Raw genomic sequence first — 14,630 nt, 5'->3', positions numbered from 1 at the left:
GACCAGGGCGGCGGCTACTGGATCTAGATCGAGGCCTGGCGGGTCAAGCCCGCCCCGGGGATTCCCCATGGCATCTCCTACAGCCTGACGCTGCATGAGCCCTATGGCACCCGCATCCTCGGGTTCGACAACGCCCACGCCGTCAAACCACCCAAGAAGTTCAAGTACGCCGGACGCATCCTCGCCTACGACCACAAGCACCGCCACGCCCGCGACAAGGGCGTGCCCTACGATTACACCAGCGCGCACCAACTGCTGCAGGACTTCTTCGCTGAAGTCGACCGCGTGCTGGGGGAGGCTAGAGCCCCATGACTACCCCGACCAAGAAGCCCGCCCGCCGGACCACCAAGTCGTTGACCATCGGCATTGCGCCGCAGCAGGCCATCCGGGCGCGCGCGCTGGCGATCGCCAAGGGCACGCTCAAGCCCAAGCCCGGCGACCCAAAAATCTGGTTCACCTCGATGAAGTCACTCGCCGAGGTACTCAGCGATGACAATCGCGCCCTGCTACACGTGATCCGCGAAACCCGGCCCGAGTCCATCGCAAAGCTGGCGCAGACCACCGGACGCAAGCCTGGCAACCTGTCACGCACGCTCAAGACCATGTCGCATTACGGCATCGTGGAAATGCAGCGCGAGAACAACACCGTGAGGCCAGTAGCCAAAGCCACCGAGTTTCACATCGTCGCAGAATGAATGCTTTCCCATGCCAAGCACTTTCCGAACCACCACCATATCCATATCCATGTGCAGGGGTTCGCCCCATCCGCGGTGGACAAATGAAAACACTGCTATCACTCCTGACGCTCCTTCCCCTTGCCGCCTGCCCGCGCGAGCCGAAGCAGTGTGCCGCGTACCTAGCCAACCACCCAGTGATTTGGAGGCCGTAACGGGTGGCAGGAAGCTGTCCGACGACATCACTCTGGTGCCCGTCCGCGCCTCCAGATCCAATCGCGCACGCTTGGCGAATTGCCCGCCGGCCTTGGCGGCCGTTGCCCTTCATGCCATCGCGCTGCTTCACACTGACCCCGGACCACTCCTGGTGGATGAGGTTCGTGAGCATCAGCGAGGTTCAGTCGGTGACAATTTGTAACCGACTGACTCCCCTCCTTGGCCAACAGCGAACCACCAAGTTTCGGCGTCTCGCTGCCCACTTCGCCAGCGCCGCCTGTGACAGACCCATTTCCTTGCCGTAGGGCGACTTGATGGTGCGGCAGCCGTTGACCAGCCGCTCGTTCGACAAGCCCGAGTCTGTTCAATCGCACGCGCTTTCGTAGCGACTAACAACCCAATCCTGCCGATTGGCCTTATGCACTAACACAAACATTTCCATACAGGCTTCATTCTGCGCGATGAGTTCAAGCTCTCCAGGCTCCCGCCTTCCCAATCCGTAGCGGAACTCAGGTGAGCCAAGGAAGGCAAACACTTCGCGCTTTGCCAAGGCACGCGGCAACACCCTAACCTCCTCGACCTCGTCGCCGGTACTGGAGGCAACAAATGTCACCTGTTCATCAAGGTGCGCGCCGATATGCTCGACCGGCCTATCTGACTCCGGCGCGCATGCAATCGCCCGAATCAACCGCGCGGCAGACGATGAGTTCGCCACTTTCGAACGTATGGACTTCCAGTCGCTACGAAGTTCTTCCGACCCACAGCTCCCCATCTCATTCACTTGACCCAGGTAAAAGTCGTGGCAACCAGCTAAAGCCACGAGGAAAAGTGCCGCGCATGGACTGCTGTACTTCACAGAACACCTGGGACATCAAGCGTGATATGGAGATGGTTGTTGTGCAGCTTCTCATTGACTGAAACCTGCTCGTTGCACGCCGGCGCAACATCGTCCTTCGTGTTTGCATCCATATACCAAGGATCGAAGACCTGCTTGATGTGGGGAGATGCTCGAAGCAAACGCTGAAAATCCGCAACAAGCCGTGGCTTACTCCCCTCCAGCTCCTCAACCCATGCTGCACGATTCGCACGACGATCTCGATAGCTTTGCACCTCAGCGGGCGTTACCCACGGAACGTCAGGGCCCTGTCCAATCAACTCAGCGCGATTGAAGCGCACGTCCTCCTGTGCATCTCCAATAATATTGACATCCAAGCCTAATCCAGCCCGATGCGCGATTGAGCCAAGGGACGGCCTCCAGCACGACGTCACACTTAGCTGGGTGGCGCCCGCAATACGCGCAGCATCAATCAATGCAAAGAATCCGAGCGGGTGGACCCTTGTCAGCCCATCCCTCAACAACGTGTAATTGCTGATGTTTTGCCGTGGATTCTCGGAATCGGCAAAAACAACAGCCAGCTGATGCCCCTCTGGCGCAGCACAGCGCACCACAAGGGTTGTTGAGCCAAGCACGCGATAGATCGAAAGCACGGCTTCCCGAACGCCTGCGTCTGCGCTCGCCGGAACCAAAGCCAGTGCATCGTCTGCAGTGTAGACCTTGGATATCCGTGCCCAGATGTTTCCGTGAAGCGGCGCCTTGTAGTAATCGGTTTGCGTTCCAGACCGAGGATCTACGGCAGTATGTGAGAACACGGGCGAGTCCGGTGTCGCCAACGCCGTGCCCCTGGTTTCTGAAACCGTGACAACGACATCGCGCTGCCCCGTCCTTACGGCATACACAGGCTTGTGCCGGGCGCCAGGCAGCGCGTCGGTATTCAAAAACAAGGACACCTGTGTTCCAGCGGGCACCTGAACCCGGAACGGTGTCCGACCTACGATCCGCTGTGGCCACCCACGCGATTTCGGCTGAACTACCCCGTCGAATGCAACCTCATACGGAATCTTGAGGTACTTCTCTGAACTTGACCCTACATTGGCAGGAACCCATGTCCCTGTATTGAACAAGTAGGTCACCGTTCGCAAGGGTGTTACCGGCACCTTCGTCGGTTCCAAACCGGGCGTCGTTTGCGTGGCAGCAATTACTTGCGACATTCAGCAACCCTCCGTGGCATGCAGTTCCGGCACCCCGACTTGGTCGGATGAGACTGACAACCAAGTCAACCGAACCCGTTCTGGCTGACTTGTTGAGACGCGCCCCGTCAATCCATCGGCGCCAGTCAAGCCCGTGACAAACGTGCCGTCTTCCCTGTCTATTCGGTAGGCCATATTCGCTACGGGCTCTCCGGACGCTATATCCACGGCCCGATACTGCTCATGAAAGAGCTTTTCTACTACGTGCGGTGAGCTTTCAGTTTGTGTCGATGGCCCTGAGTTGGCGGCTCTCGCGCCACCCCCATCCACGTATACCCGCACTTGCTGAACTGCCAAGACGGAACAGCCACAAGCCAGCCTACTACCATGAAGCGCGACCGGCTGACCATCGATGATAGTTGTTGAATCGCCATCTACGATAGGAAATACGCCCTTGTGAAGCAGACATGTCGCTTTGTCCGACACCCGGGCAACGCTCATTCCATCAATGTCAGTGAACGGAGAGCCTGTGACCACCTTGCCGCCACTCGACGTTGAATCACCCAGCACCACCCACATCCTTGCCATCGCATCCCTCCTTGGGTTGTAGGCGGCAATATTACATGTGCGTTCACGGTTCAATGCACGGCGGCGAAGCTTCCGCCCTGCCCGGGGCCGGGGCGTCGGCGGGGCACGCCTGCGGGTTCTGGAACTCGGGGCGCAGCCAGCGCACCAGGCCGCGCGCTTCCTCGGCGGCGCGCTCGGCGTTGCGCGCCACAAGGCGTTCGATGCACCGCGAGGACAACACCGTGCGACCGGCGGCGAAGGCGACGGAGTTTCGTATCTTGGCGGCGTGACTTTTTGATCTCCGAAAACTGGAAAACGGCTGATGAAGCCCGACCGTTTTCATGCACAAGCGCTCACAGGGCAATGTCACTTGGGCTTTGGCTGCTTACGCCCCCCGCTTCGCGGCTTGGCGGGCAACTCCTTCTGCTGCGCACCGGGCGGCAGGAAGTTCTCCGACGACACCACCTTGGCCCCGGTCCGCGCCTCCAGCTCCAAACGGGCACGCTTGGCCAAACCAACGCCGGCTTTGGCGGCTTTCTTGTATTCACCCATGCCGGTGGCGTCCTCGCTCTCGGCAATCTGGCGGGTAGACAGCTCCGCCAGCGCGGTGAAGATCAGCTCGGCCTCGCTCATGTGGTCGCGCAGGCTCTGGCTTTTCAGCCCCTTCATGCCCTTGTGCTGCTTCACACTGACCCCGGACCACTCCTGGTGGATGAGATCGGTGAGGATGGCGAACTCATCGCCCGGCGTGACCCCGTGGCCGGCCCAGTAGTCGGTCAGCTTGTTGCGCGTCTCCTGCCCGGTCATGCGCTGCTGTATCCACTTGTCGCTGCGCCCGTGCTGCTGCCAGCTCTCGCGGGCGCGGTCCAGGGCCAGCGAAGGGTCGGCCAACTCCTGCATGCGTTCGTAGCCCACCTTGGCCAGCCACAGCTTGATGGGCTCGGCCTTGGGGCTGGGGACTGACTGGACCAGACGGAGCAGGGTCTGGGCGGTGGCGACGTCGGTGAGATAGGACTTGCCGTCGGCGGCCGGCAGTTTCAGTCGGTTACATTCTGTAACCGACTGACTGCCTTCCTTCACCAGACGGTTCTTCAGCACCTTCCAATAGTTCCGCGCCGCCTGGTAATCCGCTTGCTGCGTGAGAACCTGGACCACGTCAACAACGAAGAACCACCAGGTTTCGGTGTCCTCGTCATAGACGCGGCGGATGGCGTGACCGTCAAACTCAGCAGGAAGAATTTTCATGGCAAGTCCTTTGCGGTTAATGGGCTAGCACAAGCGCAAACTCGAGTGGCCAACGGTGTCGCAATCTGGATGGTCTTGGGCTGGGCGTTCATTGGGGAATTCACATCTCCGGTATTGCTTCCAAGTACGCCTTTACCGCTTCCTCGTCGCTCCTATACGCACCGGAAGGTGGGGCTACGCGATGCGACTGACCGGTTGTCGGAGCGACGGCGTCATTCCTTTGCGTCGGAGCGACGGCATCCTTCCTTTGCGTCGGGGACGTGGCAGACACAGGACGTTCCGTTACGGCCGGCTGCACTTGCGCGGGACGACTGGACGTTTTCACTGGAGCGGGAGCCTTGCGCGAACACTGCCAGACCAGCATCGCGAGCACGACGGCAGCAACGACCACGAGTCCACTCGCGTCGTCCTGCTTCTTGCGCCGCCGGGACGGACGACCGCCCGCTGGCTCCCTCTCGGCTTTGACACGCTCACGATAAGGCGCCGACAGCCCCCAGTACGACGCGGCCAGAGAGGGAGTGACCGGCGAGGGAGCAGCGTCCGCCGGTAGCAGCGGCCCCAACATGTCGCGCAGCTTCGTACCGTCGATCAACTGCATGCGCGCATCGTTCTTCGCCTTGCTCCACGCCGCGTCGGTGAATTCACCCGTGGTGATCACGACTGCCTTGTGCGCACCCTCGGTCAGCATCACGCCGAGAAGCTGGTGCATCACGTTATGGGTGACCTGATTGGCGTTCTCGCGCTTGCATTGGACGACGGTGTACTCGCCATCCTTGTACAACTTCAGGTCGATACCACCGTCGTGCTGGCTAGCGCGGCCGCCGGTCCCACAACCATCAACCTTGTAGCCCAGCCCCCGGTAGTAGTCGCCCATCAGGCGCTCAAAGGCCAGCGGGTCCATGCGCGCCAGCGCATCGTCGCGGCGGTGTTTAACCTGTTTCTGTCCGTACCAACGCTTTCCCCCTGTCCGCCCCATGTCCGTGCCTATGCGCTCAGCGAGTCAGGCCATAGGAAATAACCACCAAACCTGGGACTCATGCGGAACTCGCCGCCGACCTCCTTGCCCTTGTCGGTGAGGTGCGGCTTGCCTGACTTCAATTCCAACAAACCGGTGGCAAGCAGCCTTTCCGTCAACTCAGCGGTCTTCAGGCCCAGCTTGCGGGCGAGCCTGGAGGTGGTGAGCTTTCCCACGGGCGCGTCCTCGTCACCTGCCGACTCTTGCTCGGCCTCGTACGCAGCACTGGCCGGCTCGTCGGCCTCGACACGCTCAAGCGAAATCCGCACTTCGTCGCTGATGCGGATGATGCGCTGGGCCTCCTCGTACGCCTCGCGGTACAGCTCGGCGTCTTCGGACCGACGGATCAGGATGCCCATCTCGTTGTTGTTGACCTGGCTGAACTCGTACAGGTTCAGGCTGGTGATGATGCACAGCTCCTCATTGAGGTAGCACTTGGCGTGCAGGTTCTTGCAGAAGCTGGTGCGGATGTAGCTCTGCTCGCGCAACCAGCTGATCTCCATCGGCTGCAGCTCGCTCTTGCCGTAGACCATGCGCACGTCGATCTTGAGGCGGTTCTTGTCCGCCAACAGCTCCTTCACCCTGTCGTTGAGCTTCAGGTAGGGGCTGATCAGGATCAGACGATCCTTGGCGTCCTTGATGAGCTCTTCAAGGAAGTAGTTGGTTGCACTGGTGTTGAGGAACTTTGCCACGTGGTCTCCTTACTATTGGTTGTCCATCTTGGCTTCAAATCCAATGTGCTCAGTTGTCGTTGAGCCCTACTGGGTGCCGGGTATGCAATCGCTCTTTCCATGACGATTCCAGCGCAATCACTTCTTCGGCCTCCGTATCGGGCGACGTGCGCTGCAGGATGCTGAACACGAACTCGGCGGGATCGCGGTCGCGAAGCCAGCGATTGCCGCCGTGTCCTGTGGCGGCATAGCCGCTCCAACGACCCAGTAGATTGTCAGCGCCATAGGCGGAGCCGACATAGCCCTTGCCGCAGGCGCGATCGTGGATGTAATAGATGCCGCGCCAGTGGGACAGCGCCTGTCGCCAACTGGTTGGTAATGTCTGCAGTTCCTGCAAACTGAGTACGAGTTCTTTCCAGTCGGGCACCGGCGGCACCAGAAGCGATTCACCGTGGATGGCTTGTACCGGCAGCACATTGCGGGCAGCCCAGCGCCACCACGCGCGTTCGATGCCGCTCCATTCCACCACCAGCCGCCCCTTGTAGGCCTCCAGTGCATCCGTCAGGCGCAGATCGAACCAGAGCGAGTCACGGCCGTCGCTGGGGCCACGCGTCCCGAGCGCTTTGAGCGCATGGTTCTCCGGAATGGTCCAGAACTGGTCAGAGCTGATGCGGCGGAAGCTCTCTACCGCATAGACACCGACGAACAGCGCGCAGCGCGCCTCGTTGCCGATGAAGGACGCCAGGTGCGTCGCACGGCTCAATGACGTCTCCACACGCTCGCCGTGCTGCGACTGGTAGGCGTTGTAGACCTCGTGGCGATCTTGCGCGAGCCATGGCAATGCCCGGCGCAACGCCGGCTCGGTGGGGCGGTGGCGCATGACCATGACGCGGGCCGGATCGAGCCCGGTCTTGGCCAGAAGATCGTTCAGTTCAATTGCCGTCATCGGACTTCTCGCAGCGGCAATAACGACGGGGATACAGCAGGGTCAAAAGCGCGGAGACAACTCCGTGGACAAACGCCAAACCGCCGAAGAACAGCAGAAGAAGCAGAGCGGCAAGACCGATGAAGATCAGAATATCCATTGGTCCAACTCGCACCCAAGCATGACCATGGCCATGGCCCCATGCCATGACCACGGCGATCCTTCATCAGGCACAGGACCTAGAGAAAGATGCAGTCCCCGGACGCCCCGACTTCACTGTCATGACCACAAGGCGGCAATTACGCCCTGCAGCATCCACATACGATAACGATTCACCGCTATGCAAGTAGGCGGATGAATTTCCGCTCTGGTTCTTTGCTGACGACAAATTCACCGCGGCCGTTCCAGAGCTAACGTGCTGTAATCCGACAGTGGTCACCTCATCCAGCTTGATTCCCGATTCTTCGGTAAGAATGAAGTCATAGCCCCCGCTGATCCCCTTGGAATCCTGCACGATCTTGCGCAGCGTTTCGTTCTCCTGCTTTGCCAACTGAATCTGCTGCAAAAGACCGTTATTGGTGCTCTCCAAAGCATTAACAGCATTCTTGACGTTGTCGAATGCGTCACGACCCGCATCATTCATCGAACTGCGGATCTGCCCCAGATTCTTCTTGATCTCATCGAACTCACGCTTCTGGGTTTCCTCGATCTGCACGAGAAACTCATCTGGCCCCACAACCTTTGACCGGGCCCATCCGTATGCTTCACTCCCCGCGACGCCCAACAGAAGGAGCATGCCACCTAACAACACCCCCCAAACAGGGTGGGCCTCAATCGACGCACGCCATGTGCGATAGCCCGCAAAGAGCCGGTAGATCAGCCCACGCTTCTCCACGCTTTCGTTTGCCTGCGCATTCTCTGCAACCGTAGTTTCTTGCTGCATGACCCCCCCTCCCCATGTTGAACATCGACCAGCCTGATTCCGGCCATTGCCCCATCGTGGCCTTAGCCGGCCGTTAGATACATTCCATGCTGCACTTGCGCCCTACCCAACGCCACCAACATCTCCAGCAACTGCGGCAGGCGCTTCTTCCACGGGCCGCGGCCAGTAAAGCGACCGGCGATCTCATCGAGCGAGAGCGGCGCGGGGCTGGCGGCGAGCAGGTCGGCGACGGCGCGCACCTGCTCCACGGTGTCCTTGGGCCACGGCTGCGGCTTGCTGGCGATGGGCGCGGCAGCGGCGGTGTCGTCGCTGGCGTCGTCGGTGCCGGCGTCAAGCGTGCCCTGCTCCGGGGCCGGGGCGTCGGCGGCGCGCGCCTGCGGGTTCTGGAACTCGGGGCGCAGCCAGCGCACCAGGCCGCGCGCTTCCTCGGCGGCGCGCTCGGCGTTGAGCGCCACCAGGCGTTCGAGGATGGCTTCGTCGAAAGCGCGCTTGGCGTCGTCGCGGGTCTGGCCCTCGGCCGGGGCGTCGTTGCCGTGTGCCACGCGCAGCAGCGCAGTGAGGTCGGACCAGCCGTAGGCGTCGAGCACGGCGGCGTCGAGGTCGTCGTGCAGTTGGCGCAGCACCGAAACCAGGCCGTGCTCGTGCACGGTGCGCTCCTTGGCGGTCAGCGGCTCGCCGCTGCGCAGCTTGTCCAGCACGTTGTACATGCCGGTCAGGGTGAGGTCGGGGTGGGCGGCCTGCTGGCGCTTGCGGTGGGTGTCGAGGTGTTCGGCATGGATGCGGATGAGGTCTTCGTGGTTTTCACCTGCCGCCGGGAACGGGAACGGCTCAAAGCAACGCGTCTTGTTGTATCTAGGATCGTTACCAACACCCAGCCGGCCACCTGCAGCAAGTGCCCACGTGACATGAGTGATGCTGGACAGCACACCGAGAATGCTTGCGTCATCAGTTGCGATGACGGTTAGCATGTTGTCAGGAAGCGTCTCTTCCGAAAGAAAAACAAATACACGGTGCTTGGACGTTTCGACCGTCGCGACATAGCGACTCAGCCCATCTGTCGCGGCTCGCATTACTGGCCTCTCCCAGCCAAAACGCCACCACTTGTCCCGAATCGCAGCTCGCCGGTTCTGGTCGCGTTCTGGTTTCACATAATCGAGAGCCCGTTGGTATGCCATGGGGTGCACCAATGCGGCTTCATCACGATCCATTCCGAAGAAGTCGATGACGAACACTCCTCGCTGAACCTGCATAAGGTCTCGACCGTTGACATACGGCCTGATCACACGAGCACCCCGACCACTCGTGACGGCGACGATCATCTGCTTGGCAGTTTCCGCATCGATGATGAAGCCTGAGCCATAAAGCTGCACGCCGGGCGATGACAGCCCCTCATTGGACCTGAGGGCCTTCGCAGAAGAGACGTCTGCGCCAATAGTTAGATCTGCATTGATGACGCCGGCTCGGCCTGCGACGGAAACAACCATTTCCTCCTCACTCGCCTCTTCCGCAATTACTTGCGCAAGGCGACCGGGCTTGGCGCCAGCCTGCCCAACCGTCATCGCAATGCGGACCGCTGCCCCGTCACCGGAATCGACCCAAGGATGATCGGGAACTGCGAAGACGATCCCCAACGGCAGTTCACTGGCCGCTACGTGATTCTCGATAACACGACGCTGGAACACTTGGCCGATGCTGTTGGTCGTGATGAAGCCAAAACGTTCCAATACACCGGAGCGAACCAACTCCGCAGCCTTGTCCCACCAGAACATCACCAAGTCTGCCTTCGGTGGAATCTTCGGGTATGTCGACCAGATCGCATCGACGTAACCCTCGCCCAGCGCGGCACGCATGCGCCAGCCTCCAATAAACGGCGGATTCCCCACCACAAAATCCGCCTCCGGCCACGCCGCCTTGCGTGGATTCACGTAGCGCTCCACCGGCACGCGCGCGGTTTCGTCGGGGATGTCCTCGCCGGTCACCGGCGAGGGCTTCATGGTCTTGCCATCCCAGCGGGTAACCGGCACGCCCTTCTCGTCGGTCACATACTCCACCCGGTCATACGCCAACACCGCATCCCGGTTCTCGATGTTTCGGAAGTCGCGGATCACCGGTTGCGGCGGCTTCACGTCGCCGCGGGTGCGGAAGTGCCATTGCAGGTAGCCGATCCACAGCACCACTTCGGCAATGGCAGCGGCGCGCGGGTTCAGTTCGATGCCCAGCAGGTTGTGCGGGTCCACGGTTTCGCCGGCCATGGCGTCGGCGCGTTCGCCGCCCAGGGCCAGGCCGGTCTGGCGGTGGCCCAGTTCGTCCAGCGCGTTGAGCACTTCGCCTTCCAGGCGCTTGAGGTGCTCCAGCGTCACGTACAGGAAGTTGCCGCTGCCGCACGCCGGGTCCAGCACACGCACGGTGCACAGGCGGTGGTGGAACTTGAGCAGTTCGGCCACGGCTTCGTCGGGCTTGTCCTCGGCGGCCAGGGTGAGCGCGGCGGCCTGGGTGTTGCTCCACTCGGCGCGCAGCGGTTCGATCACGGTGGGCAGCACCAACCGCTCCACGTAGGCGCGCGGGGTGTAGTAGGCGCCCAGCTTGTGGCGCTCGCCGGGGCTGAGGGCGCGCTCCAGCAGGGTGCCGAAGATGGCCGGCTCCACGTGCTTCCAGTCGGCGCGGGCGGCGTCGATCAGCAGCGCCAGTTGGGGGGCGTCCAGCGGCAGGGTGTCGGGCTGCTTGAACAACTTGCCGTTGAAGCGCAGTACGTCGTTGGCCAGCACGGCGGAGAAGCCGCCGGCGTCCATGTCGCGCCACAGCTGGGCCAGCATGCGCATGGCGATGTCGGGCTGTTCGGCGTGGCGTTGCAGCAGGTCGCGGAAGCTGTCGTGCGGCAGCAGCTTCACGTCTTCGGCAAACATGGTGAACAGGCAGCGCATCAGGAACTGCGCGACGGCTTCGGCGGGGTGGCCGCTCTTCTCCAATGACTTGGCCAGCTCGGCCAGTTGCGCGGCGATGGCGCGGGTGACGCGCGCGGACTCGCGGCTGGGGTCCAGCGACAGCGGGTCGGTCCACAGCTTGCGCAGGCGCTCGCGCACGTCGTCGCGGCGCAGGTCGGTCAGCGCGATGCGGTGGCTGCTGGGGTCGGGGAACGGGGTGTAGGTGGCGCCGGAGCGGGAGAACTCGGCGTACAGCTCGATGCGGTTGCCCACGTCCACCACCACCACGAACGGGGGGCGGCCTTCGCTGGCGGGCAGCGCGCGGGCGTAGGCCTCGGCCTGGCTGCGGGCGCGCAGCAGCGCATCGTCAAAGCCCTTGGTGTGGGTGGCGGCCTTGAGCTTCTTCGACTCCAGCACGAACACGCCGCGCCGGTACAGGTCAATGCGGCCGGCGCTGCTGCTGCCGTCGCCGTGGCGGAAGGTGATGGGCCGCTCGAACATGTAGTCCTGTTCGGGCGTGGGGTGCGGGGTGTCCACGCCCAGCAGGCGGCACAGGTCGGACAGGAAGCTCTGCGAGGTGGACAGCTCGGAGGCGGTGACGCCTTGCCACTTGCTGATGAAGGCGTCGGCTGCGTCCAGTCCGGTGTCGGCCACGTGGTGCTCCCCTGTGTGCGGCGTTGGTGCTACGTAGAGGATACGTCAGGCGTTGGAAGGGGCTGGGGGAAAAAGGCTTAGACCGGCGTGCTCGGAGCCCAGAGGGGTTGGGATTGCCATCCCTTTGGGAACCCCATGGCCGCCATGTCCACATGATGGCGACACAACAGGTCCGCCAACCGGCTGCGCCAATGGTTACCCGGATTGACCTGCTGCATCAGCCACGCAATCACGCAGCACGAGTTGTATATCTGGCGCGAAGACGGATCGGCAATAGAGGCTCGCAGGGCTGATGGCCGTTTCGGCACCGAAAAGGTGATGACCATTTCGCGGTTCCACAGCCGGCTGTGGTGCGCGCAAAGGTTACGGACGTAGCTCAGATGCAGTAGGACGGATTGCAACACCTGCTGGTCCAAGCCGTAAGTAGCCGCGATCTTCTTGCGCAGGCTCAGTGGGCGCAGCAGCGTATACCACTGCGATAGTTGCCCCAACGACATGACCTCGCAGGCGACCCAGACTGGCGGCAGGTCTGGATCGGTGTACTTGCTCCTATGGTGCGAGATGAAAGCTTCCCTCGAGCGATCCAGTTCCCGCTCCAACAAAGCCAGCTGGCTGGCGAAGTTTCTGGCCGATGCGGCATTGCGTATGTCGAGGTAGCCGTGTGGTCCGGTGGCATGGGCAAGGTGATACGCCCATTGCGTCCGGAGGGAAACCTCGATGCGCTCGATGGCATCGAGCATGAGCAGGCGCAATTCCCGGTCGAAAACATACAGGTTGAGCACATCCTCAAATCGTGTTCCCGACTTGAGGCCATGCGTGGCGTGATCCTCCTCGAAAGGAAGGACATAACCCGCAAACCGGTAGTAGTTGATGTGGGCCAGATACTGGGCCGCGCCAGCCGGGTCATCGATGACCATGCCGCGATCCCGCCAGCGCCGGACCATGTCATCGAAGGAAATCGGCGGTTTGGCGAATTTCATGCCGCCGCCCCAAAAAAGTAGCCCGCCGATTTGAGGATACCTGTCCGGGGACGGGCATAGCCTTGGCGGGCATTGTTGGCAGGGATTCTAGCACGCCTGACCGCGCCCAGATGCCATTGGGGCGCCTGCGGTGTTTGAGGGTTCATTTGCTCTTCCTTGAAGATGTCAGCCAACTGAAAGGATATCTGAGCGTTCAGGTTCGCGGTGTCGATGCCCCTGCATCGGGATCACATCAATGCGCGAGCGATCAGTGGTGCTCATGCCTGCCGGTACGCAATCTGCGCCAACAAGTGCGCGGCCTCATCGAGGAAGGCGGGGAAGCCAGCCACCACCTGCAGTGCCACGTCCTCGTCATAGGTATGGCTGGTGCGGGCGCGCATGTCGCGGTAGGTACGCCAGCGTGGCCAGTCGCCCAGCAGCAGGCCCTGCTCGTTGCCGGAACGGATCAGATCCTGGAACGCCATCTGGTCGTACTGCTCCGGCGAAGGCGAAGTGGCCTCCAGATGCCGCTTGAGCATCTTGTGGCTGATCTCGTAGGTGAACTCGAAGCGCTGGATCAGGCCGTCACGGATCTGGGTGTCGGTGGTGTCCTGCTGGTAGCGGGCAAGGCCTTCGCGCAGGAGCCCCGTGACCTTTTCGAACGAGGTCAGGTCCAGGGGCATTCGGGGTCTCCAGTCCGGCCGATGGGCCATTGTGCCCGACGAGGGAAGCTCCATGCCGGCGTCGCACCCGCGTTTGCATCACCCCCGCCCCTCTGCAACACTCCGCCCCGCCCACCACCGCCCTACAGGCCACGGGACCCGCGCCACCGGACGGCGACAAGGGCACACCCGCGCAGGCGCACCTCATTCCAGCGTCTGCCGGGATCATCACAAGGAATGCAAAGGAACTTGCCGTGTCACAGAACCTGATTTCCCTTTCCTACTCCGCCGAGCAGATCGCGGCCATCGAGCAGACCCTCACCACGCTGGAAGCGCAGTTGAGCGGCCTGGTCGCGCTCGACGTCGACGAGCGCAAGCGCCTGGCCCGCATGGGCGGCAAGTCGCAGGAGTTCTGCCGCGAGACGCTGGTGGTGCTGCGCAACAACCCGCAGATCGTGCCGCCCAGCATGTCGCTGGCCGAGGCGCAGGCCGACCTGGCGGCGCTCGACACGTTGCGCCCCATCGTGCACCGCCTGCAGCAGTTGGCCGAGCGCGCGCAGGACACCGACGTGGCGCTGGGCAGCGACGTGATGGACTTCGCGCTGGACGGCTACGCGCTGCTCAAGGTCGCCGGCCGCAGCCAGGGGCTGGAGGCGCTGCGCAAGGCGTTGTCCTCGCGCTTTGCCCGCGCGGCGCGCACGCCGGCGGCACCGATGCCGGTCGCCGAGGCGCTTTAAATCCACCCAGCCACGCGCCGGACGCCGTTCGCGGCGCCGGCCGCGGCACGAGTCAGGCAGAAAGCCGCAGCGATGCGGCTTTTTGTTGGTTCTTCTCCCAACTGAGGGAGAGGCGCACGGCCGACCCGGCTAATTTGTGGTTGTCGAGACTACAAACAGGGGTCGGCCGTGGCCGAAGGGGATTGTATGGCCCAGCTGGGTGGCTGGGTGGGCTACCGGGTTGGGGAGTGGCGTCACGAGATGCGTGGGGCGCTGCGCTGGCTGGTGGTGGAGCTGGCACCAGAACCTGGAGTGGCGCGAACCTGCATGGGGTGTGGCGGCCGGGTTGAAGCGATCCACGACCGCACAATGCGCCGGGTTCGGGATCTGCCGGTGTTCGGAGATCCGGTTGAGTTGCGGCTACCGCGCCTGCG

The 14,630-nt window shown here is 62.3% G+C and carries 17 protein-coding genes; 4 read left to right on the top strand and 13 right to left on the bottom strand.

Features of this window, described 5'->3' with window-relative positions; all coding sequences use genetic code 11:
• The first annotated feature begins 27 nt into the window (after positions 1 to 27).
• A complete protein-coding gene (locus IP93_RS16120) occupies positions 28 to 312 on the top strand; it encodes a toxin-antitoxin system TumE family protein (protein WP_338419421.1) in 285 nt (94 codons plus the stop codon).
• The gene (locus IP93_RS13140; protein ID WP_144816437.1) at positions 309 to 695 is read left to right on the top strand and encodes an HVO_A0114 family putative DNA-binding protein; all 387 of its coding nucleotides are present in this window, start codon (positions 309 to 311) and stop codon (positions 693 to 695) included. Before IP93_RS16120 ends, IP93_RS13140 begins: the two co-directional genes overlap by 4 nt.
• A gap of 559 nt (positions 696 to 1,254) precedes the next feature.
• Here the strand turns inward: IP93_RS13140 and IP93_RS13135 are convergent.
• From IP93_RS13135 to IP93_RS13080, 13 genes are all read right to left on the bottom strand, one after another.
• Positions 1,255 to 1,746: a hypothetical protein gene (locus IP93_RS13135; protein ID WP_144816435.1), complete on the bottom strand. Its 492-nt coding sequence runs from the start codon at positions 1,744 to 1,746 to the stop codon at positions 1,255 to 1,257.
• Entirely contained in the window at positions 1,743 to 2,939 is a 1,197-nt protein-coding gene (locus IP93_RS13130; protein WP_144816433.1) for a hypothetical protein, read from the bottom strand. Before IP93_RS13130 ends, IP93_RS13135 begins: the two co-directional genes overlap by 4 nt.
• A complete protein-coding gene (locus IP93_RS13125) occupies positions 2,940 to 3,497 on the bottom strand; it encodes a PAAR domain-containing protein (protein ID WP_144816581.1) in 558 nt (185 codons plus the stop codon).
• Between the two features lie 52 nt (positions 3,498 to 3,549).
• Positions 3,550 to 3,828, bottom strand: a complete 279-nt coding sequence (locus tag IP93_RS13120) for a hypothetical protein (RefSeq protein WP_144816431.1) — start codon at positions 3,826 to 3,828, stop codon at positions 3,550 to 3,552.
• Positions 3,829 to 3,851: 23 nt separating this feature from the next.
• Positions 3,852 to 4,730 carry a BRO family protein gene (locus IP93_RS13115; RefSeq protein WP_144816429.1) on the bottom strand — a complete coding sequence of 293 codons (879 nt, stop codon included), beginning with the start codon at positions 4,728 to 4,730 and terminating at the stop codon, positions 3,852 to 3,854.
• A 100-nt stretch (positions 4,731 to 4,830) separates the two neighbouring features.
• Positions 4,831 to 5,631, bottom strand: a complete 801-nt coding sequence (locus IP93_RS13110) for a restriction endonuclease (RefSeq protein ID WP_158636347.1) — start codon at positions 5,629 to 5,631, stop codon at positions 4,831 to 4,833.
• A gap of 83 nt (positions 5,632 to 5,714) precedes the next feature.
• On the bottom strand, positions 5,715 to 6,437 hold the full coding sequence (locus IP93_RS13105) for a phospholipase D family protein (protein WP_144816425.1): 723 nt from the start codon (positions 6,435 to 6,437) through the stop codon (positions 5,715 to 5,717).
• A gap of 49 nt (positions 6,438 to 6,486) precedes the next feature.
• Positions 6,487 to 7,362 carry a GIY-YIG nuclease family protein gene (locus tag IP93_RS13100; protein ID WP_144816424.1) on the bottom strand — a complete coding sequence of 292 codons (876 nt, stop codon included), beginning with the start codon at positions 7,360 to 7,362 and terminating at the stop codon, positions 6,487 to 6,489.
• The gene (locus IP93_RS15685) at positions 7,349 to 7,501 is read right to left on the bottom strand and encodes a hypothetical protein (RefSeq protein ID WP_158636346.1); all 153 of its coding nucleotides are present in this window, start codon (positions 7,499 to 7,501) and stop codon (positions 7,349 to 7,351) included. The genes IP93_RS13100 and IP93_RS15685 overlap by 14 nt, the downstream gene beginning before the upstream one ends.
• A 66-nt stretch (positions 7,502 to 7,567) precedes the next feature.
• On the bottom strand, positions 7,568 to 8,284 hold the full coding sequence (locus tag IP93_RS13095; protein ID WP_144816423.1) for a hypothetical protein: 717 nt from the start codon (positions 8,282 to 8,284) through the stop codon (positions 7,568 to 7,570).
• A 62-nt stretch (positions 8,285 to 8,346) separates the two neighbouring features.
• Positions 8,347 to 11,859, bottom strand: coding sequence for a class I SAM-dependent DNA methyltransferase (locus tag IP93_RS13090; RefSeq protein WP_144816422.1), 3,513 nt, complete (start codon positions 11,857 to 11,859; stop codon positions 8,347 to 8,349).
• 77 nt (positions 11,860 to 11,936) lie between these two features.
• The gene (locus tag IP93_RS13085; RefSeq protein ID WP_144816421.1) at positions 11,937 to 12,839 is read right to left on the bottom strand and encodes an Abi family protein; all 903 of its coding nucleotides are present in this window, start codon (positions 12,837 to 12,839) and stop codon (positions 11,937 to 11,939) included.
• A 257-nt stretch (positions 12,840 to 13,096) separates the two neighbouring features.
• Positions 13,097 to 13,501, bottom strand: coding sequence for a nucleotidyltransferase substrate binding protein (locus IP93_RS13080; RefSeq protein WP_144816419.1), 405 nt, complete (start codon positions 13,499 to 13,501; stop codon positions 13,097 to 13,099).
• A 233-nt stretch (positions 13,502 to 13,734) separates the two neighbouring features.
• On the opposite strand from IP93_RS13080, the gene IP93_RS13075 reads away from it, so the two are divergent.
• Together IP93_RS13075 and IP93_RS13070 are read left to right on the top strand one after the other, a co-directional pair.
• Positions 13,735 to 14,217, top strand: coding sequence for a hypothetical protein (locus tag IP93_RS13075; protein ID WP_144816417.1), 483 nt, complete (start codon positions 13,735 to 13,737; stop codon positions 14,215 to 14,217).
• Between the two features lie 186 nt (positions 14,218 to 14,403).
• Positions 14,404 to 14,630: transposase family protein (locus IP93_RS13070; protein ID WP_144815540.1), on the top strand; the 227-nt coding region annotated here is incomplete at its 3' end.

Origin of the sequence: Aerolutibacter ruishenii (assembly GCF_007830115.1) — a bacterium.
In the GTDB taxonomy this organism is placed as follows: domain Bacteria; phylum Pseudomonadota; class Gammaproteobacteria; order Xanthomonadales; family Xanthomonadaceae; genus Aerolutibacter; species Aerolutibacter ruishenii.
The sequence above is the reverse complement of the archived record's forward strand: the minus strand, read 5'-3'. Positions and strand labels throughout refer to the sequence as shown.

Coding starts and splice junctions, on each gene's coding strand:
- IP93_RS13140 (WP_144816437.1), top strand. CDS start 309: ATGACTACCCCGACCAAGAAGCCCGCCCGCCGGACCACCAAGTCGTTG.
- IP93_RS13130 (WP_144816433.1), bottom strand. CDS start 2,939: ATGTCGCAAGTAATTGCTGCCACGCAAACGACGCCCGGTTTGGAACCG.
- IP93_RS13125 (WP_144816581.1), bottom strand. CDS start 3,497: ATGTGGGTGGTGCTGGGTGATTCAACGTCGAGTGGCGGCAAGGTGGTC.
- IP93_RS13120 (WP_144816431.1), bottom strand. CDS start 3,828: ATGAAAACGGTCGGGCTTCATCAGCCGTTTTCCAGTTTTCGGAGATCA.
- IP93_RS13115 (WP_144816429.1), bottom strand. CDS start 4,730: ATGAAAATTCTTCCTGCTGAGTTTGACGGTCACGCCATCCGCCGCGTC.
- IP93_RS13110 (WP_158636347.1), bottom strand. CDS start 5,631: ATGGACCCGCTGGCCTTTGAGCGCCTGATGGGCGACTACTACCGGGGG.
- IP93_RS13100 (WP_144816424.1), bottom strand. CDS start 7,362: ATGACGGCAATTGAACTGAACGATCTTCTGGCCAAGACCGGGCTCGAT.
- IP93_RS15685 (WP_158636346.1), bottom strand. CDS start 7,501: ATGGATATTCTGATCTTCATCGGTCTTGCCGCTCTGCTTCTTCTGCTG.
- IP93_RS13095 (WP_144816423.1), bottom strand. CDS start 8,284: ATGCAGCAAGAAACTACGGTTGCAGAGAATGCGCAGGCAAACGAAAGC.
- IP93_RS13085 (WP_144816421.1), bottom strand. CDS start 12,839: ATGAAATTCGCCAAACCGCCGATTTCCTTCGATGACATGGTCCGGCGC.
- IP93_RS13080 (WP_144816419.1), bottom strand. CDS start 13,501: ATGCCCCTGGACCTGACCTCGTTCGAAAAGGTCACGGGGCTCCTGCGC.